This window comes from Mycetohabitans sp. B2, from assembly GCF_021733735.1.
GTDB classification, from domain to species: Bacteria; Pseudomonadota; Gammaproteobacteria; order Burkholderiales; family Burkholderiaceae; genus Mycetohabitans; species Mycetohabitans rhizoxinica.
Genome location: NZ_JAHKSP010000210.1, coordinates 1 through 5,472 on the forward strand (window position 1 = coordinate 1; position 5,472 = coordinate 5,472).

2 tRNA genes and 3 rRNA genes are annotated in these 5,472 nt (G+C 55.3%); all 5 read right to left on the reverse strand.

The window, feature by feature from the left end:
• Positions 1–57 precede the first annotated feature (57 nt).
• Positions 58–171, reverse strand: a 5S ribosomal RNA gene (gene rrf / locus KPG66_RS17485).
• Between the two features lie 101 nt (positions 172–272).
• Positions 273–3,156 (reverse strand): 23S ribosomal RNA (locus KPG66_RS17490).
• A gap of 263 nt (positions 3,157–3,419) precedes the next feature.
• A tRNA-Ala gene (locus KPG66_RS17495) sits at positions 3,420–3,495 on the reverse strand.
• 54 nt (positions 3,496–3,549) lie between these two features.
• Positions 3,550–3,626 (reverse strand) — tRNA-Ile (locus KPG66_RS17500).
• 69 nt (positions 3,627–3,695) lie between these two features.
• Positions 3,696–5,226, reverse strand: a 16S ribosomal RNA gene (locus KPG66_RS17505).
• Together the 16S, 23S and 5S rRNA genes with 2 tRNA genes alongside form the textbook arrangement of a ribosomal RNA operon.
• Positions 5,227–5,472 lie beyond the last annotated feature (246 nt).

The window sequence follows — 5,472 nt, forward strand, 5'->3', positions numbered from 1 at the left end:
GCCCCAAAGCATCACGCCCGCTTCGGGTCGAAGCGGGCGTGGGAGGGGAAAGGGGGAGCCTGACGATTACCTACTTTCACACGGGCAATCCGCACTATCATCGGCGTGGAGTCGTTTCACGGTCCTGTTCGGGATGGGCAGGGGTGGGACCGACTCGCTATGGTCATCAGGCAAAAGGGGGTGCTGTCGCGCACGGGGCGCGCCAGCCAATCTGGAATAGGAAGCAATGGGTAGGAGTGGGGGGTGGCACAACGGTAAAACGGACCAGTTATAGGATCAAGCCTTACGGGCAATTAGTATCGGTTAGCTTAACGCATTACTGCGCTTCCACACCCGACCTATCAACGTCCTGGTCTTGAACGACCCTTCAAGGGGATCGAGTCCCCGGGGAAGTCTCATCTTGAGGCGAGTTTCCCGCTTAGATGCTTTCAGCGGTTATCTCTTCCGAACATAGCTACCCGGCGATGCCACTGGCGTGACAACCGGTACACCAGAGGTTCGTCCACTCCGGTCCTCTCGTACTAGGAGCAGGCCCCCTCAAACTTCCAACGCCCACGGCAGATAGGGACCAAACTGTCTCACGACGTTTTAAACCCAGCTCACGTACCTCTTTAAATGGCGAACAGCCATACCCTTGGGACCGGCTACAGCCCCAGGATGAGATGAGCCGACATCGAGGTGCCAAACACCGCCGTCGATATGAACTCTTGGGCGGTATCAGCCTGTTATCCCCAGAGTACCTTTTATCCGTTGAGCGATGGCCCTTCCATACAGAACCACCGGATCACTATGACCTGCTTTCGCACCTGCTCGACTTGTCGGTCTCGCAGTTAAGCACGCTTATGCCATTGCACTATCAGCACGATTTCCGACCGTACCTAGCGTACCTTCGTACTCCTCCGTTACGCTTTGGGAGGAGACCGCCCCAGTCAAACTGCCTACCATGCACGGTCCCCGAGCCCGATTCAGGGCACTAGGTTAGAACCTCAAACAAACCAGGGTGGTATTTCAAGGACGGCTCCACGCAAACTAGCGTTCGCGCTTCAAAGCCTCCCACCTATCCTACACAGATCGGTTCAAAGTCCAATGCAAAGCTACAGTAAAGGTTCATGGGGTCTTTCCGTCTAGCCGCGGGTAGATTGCATCATCACAAACACTTCAACTTCGCTGAGTCTCGGGAGGAGACAGTGTGGCCATCGTTACGCCATTCGTGCAGGTCGGAACTTACCCGACAAGGAATTTCGCTACCTTAGGACCGTTATAGTTACGGCCGCCGTTTACCGGGACTTCAATCAAGAGCTTGCACCCCATCATTTAATCTTCCGGCACCGGGCAGGCGTCACACCCTATACGTCCACTTTCGTGTTTGCAGAGTGCTGTGTTTTTATTAAACAGTCGCAGCCACCAGTTCATTGCAACCCCTTCACCCTCCTGGCGCAGGCCAGTCAAGCTAACAGGGCGTACCTTATCCCGAAGTTACGGTACCAATTTGCCGAGTTCCTTCTCCCGAGTTCTCTCAAGCGCCTTAGAATACTCATCTCGCCCACCTGTGTCGGTTTGCGGTACGGTCTCGTTAGACTGAAGCTTAGAGGCTTTTCTTGGGACCCCTTCCGATTGCTTCGCAGCACTAGGCCGCTCGCCCCACACCCTTGAATTGCGCGCCCGGATTTGCCAAAGCGCCTTCTCCAATGCAGGGACCGGGATTTCCGACACCCGGACAACCTTCCGCGATCCGTCCCCCCATCGCATCTAACGACGGTGCAGGAATATTAACCTGCTTCCCATCAGCTACGCATTTCTGCCTCGCCTTAGGGGCCGACTCACCCTACGCCGATGAACGTTGCGTAGGAAACCTTGGGCTTACGGCGAGGGGGCCTTTCACCCCCTTTATCGCTACTCATGTCAGCATTCGCACTTCCGATACCTCCAGCACACTTCTCAATGCACCTTCGCAGGCTTACGGAACGCTCTCCTACCATGCGCACTTAACGCGCGCATCCGCAGCTTCGGTAACTGGCTTAGCCCCGTTACATCTTCCGCGCAGGACGACTCGATCAGTGAGCTATTACGCTTTCTTTAAAGGGTGGCTGCTTCTAAGCCAACCTCCTGACTGTTTTAGCCTTCCCACTTCGTTTCCCACTTAGCCAATTTTAGGGACCTTAGCTGGCGGTCTGGGTTGTTTCCCTCTTGACGTCGGACGTTAGCACCCGGCGTCTGTCTCCCGTGATTGCACTCTTCGGTATTCGGAGTTTGCTATGGCGAGGTAATCCGCAATGGACCCCTCAACCATGACAGTGCTCTACCCCCGAAGGTGATACACGAGGCACTACCTAAATAGTTTTCGGAGAGAACCAGCTATTTCCAAGTTTGTTTAGCCTTTCACCCCTATCCACAGCTCATCCCCTAACTTTTCAACGTTAGTGGGTTCGGTCCTCCAGTACGTGTTACCGCACCTTCAACCTGGCCATGGATAGATCACTTGGTTTCGGGTCTACGCCCAGCAACTGATCGCCCTATTCGGACTCGCTTTCGCTACGCCTGCCCTATCCGGTTAAGCTTGCTACTGAACGTAAGTCGCTGACCCATTATACAAAAGGTACGCCGTCACCCCTTGCGAGGCTCCGACTGTTTGTATGCATGCGGTTTCAGGATCTATTTCACTCCCCTCCCGGGGTTCTTTTCGCCTTTCCCTCACGGTACTGGTTCACTATCGGTCGATCACGAGTATTTAGCCTTGGAGGATGGTCCCCCCATCTTCAGACAGGATTTCACGTGTCCCGCCCTACTTGTCGTACCCCTAGTTCCACACCACGGCTTTCGCCTACAGGGCTATCACCTGCTACGGCCGCCCTTTCCAGAGCGTTCGGCTAGCCGCGATGCTAAATGGTACAGGCTCATCCCATTTCGCTCGCCACTACTTTGGGAATCTCGGTTGATTTCTCTTCCTGCGGCTACTTAGATGTTTCAGTTCGCCGCGTTCGCTTCGCGTGACCTATGGATTCAGTCACCGATGACCCATACGGGCCGGGTTGCCCCATTCGGACATCTGCGGATCAAAGCTCGTTTGCCAGCTCCCCGCAGCTTTTCGCAGGCTACCGCGTCCTTCTTCGCCTGTGATCGCCAAGGCATCCACCACATGCACTTGTTCGCTTGACCCTATAACAAGTCCGTCTCGCAACGCACCCGCTATAGGCTGAGTTTTCGCGTTGTGCCGTATCTTCCAAGCGTCTTCTCAGATCACTCAAAACAATACTTACAATCACTACCCGTCTATCGGATGCGCCCATCTCAAGACGCCTCCAATAGACATTACTGCTTCTTCTTCCAGATTGTTAAAGAACGTCACAGCCATACTGCACTGCTTGACCCACGGGTCAATCGCCAGCGCTCGCGCTACTGGAGCGCTCGCGATTGAGCAGTGGTGGAGGCAGACGGGATCGAACCGACGACCCCCTGCTTGCAAAGCAGGTGCTCTCCCAGCTGAGCTATGCCCCCGTGTTGGGTTCGGGCCTGCGCCACGCGCAGCGCTCAGCGCACACCAGACTCGCGTGGTGGGTCTGGTTGGATTCGAACCAACGACCCCCGCCTTATCAAGACGGTGCTCTAACCGACTGAGCTACAGACCCTTCGTCTGTCCCTGTGACTTTCACAGCCGATAAGCGTGAGTACTTGAATTGGAGGCGCTTTCGCTCCAGAAAGGAGGTGATCCAGCCGCACCTTCCGATACGGCTACCTTGTTACGACTTCACCCCAGTCATGAATCCTACCGTGGTGACCGTCCTCCTTGCGGTTAGACTAGCCACTTCTGGTAAAACCCACTCCCATGGTGTGACGGGCGGTGTGTACAAGACCCGGGAACGTATTCACCGCGACATGCTGATCCGCGATTACTAGCGATTCCAGCTTCATGCAGTCGAGTTGCAGACTGCAATCCGGACTACGATCGGTTTTTTGGGATTAGCTCCCCCTCGCGGGTTGGCAACCCTCTGTTCCGACCATTGTATGACGTGTGAAGCCCTACCCATAAGGGCCATGAGGACTTGACGTCATCCCCACCTTCCTCCGGTTTGTCACCGGCAGTCTCCCTAGAGTGCTCTTGCGTAGCAACTAAGGACAAGGGTTGCGCTCGTTGCGGGACTTAACCCAACATCTCACGACACGAGCTGACGACAGCCATGCAGCACCTGTGCGCCGGTTCTCTTTCGAGCACCCCCACCTCTCAGCAGGGTTCCGACCATGTCAAGGGTAGGTAAGGTTTTTCGCGTTGCATCGAATTAATCCACATCATCCACCGCTTGTGCGGGTCCCCGTCAATTCCTTTGAGTTTTAATCTTGCGACCGTACTCCCCAGGCGGTCAACTTCACGCGTTAGCTACGTTACTAAGGAAATGAATCCCCAACAACTAGTTGACATCGTTTAGGGCGTGGACTACCAGGGTATCTAATCCTGTTTGCTCCCCACGCTTTCGTGCATGAGCGTCAGTATTGGCCCAGGAGGCTGCCTTCGCCATCGGTATTCCTCCACATCTCTACGCATTTCACTGCTACACGTGGAATTCTACCTCCCTCTGCCATACTCTAGCCTGCCAGTCACCAATGCAGTTCCCAGGTTAAGCCCGGGGATTTCACATCGGTCTTAGCAAACCGCCTGCGCACGCTTTACGCCCAGTAATTCCGATTAACGCTCGCACCCTACGTATTACCGCGGCTGCTGGCACGTAGTTAGCCGGTGCTTATTCTTCCGGTACCGTCATCCAGCCCAGGTATTAACCAGGCCGTTTTCTTTCCGGACAAAAGTGCTTTACAACCCGAAGGCCTTCTTCACACACGCGGCATTGCTGGATCAGGGTTGCCCCCATTGTCCAAAATTCCCCACTGCTGCCTCCCGTAGGAGTCTGGGCCGTGTCTCAGTCCCAGTGTGGCTGGTCGTCCTCTCAGACCAGCTACAGATCGTCGCCTTGGTAGGCCTTTACCCTACCAACTAGCTAATCTGCCATCGGCCGCCCCTTGAGCGCGAGGCCCTAAGGTCCCCCGCTTTCCTCCTCAGAGCGTATGCGGTATTAATCCGGCTTTCGCCGGGCTATCCCCCACTCCAGGACACGTTCCGATGTCTTACTCACCCGTTCGCCACTCGCCGCCAGGCCGAAACCCGCGCTGCCGTCCGACTTGCATGTGTAAGGCATGCCGCCAGCGTTCAATCTGAGCCAGGATCAAACTCTTCAGTTCAAACCTGTTACTTGTTCGGGCCCCGAAGGACCCTGTCGCTCAACTCAAAACGTTGACAAGTTTCGATCTCTCAAAACCTACCTTCATTTCGTATGAGACTTGATTATTCCTTCGCTTTGCTACAGCCCGGCTTTGACCCCCGACTCCAGCTCGCCTCACCATCAAGTACCCACACTTATCGGCTGTTACTTGTTAAAGAGCATCGCGCCCACCGTGCCTCAGCCTGCCCGGCTTCAGCCCCCTGCG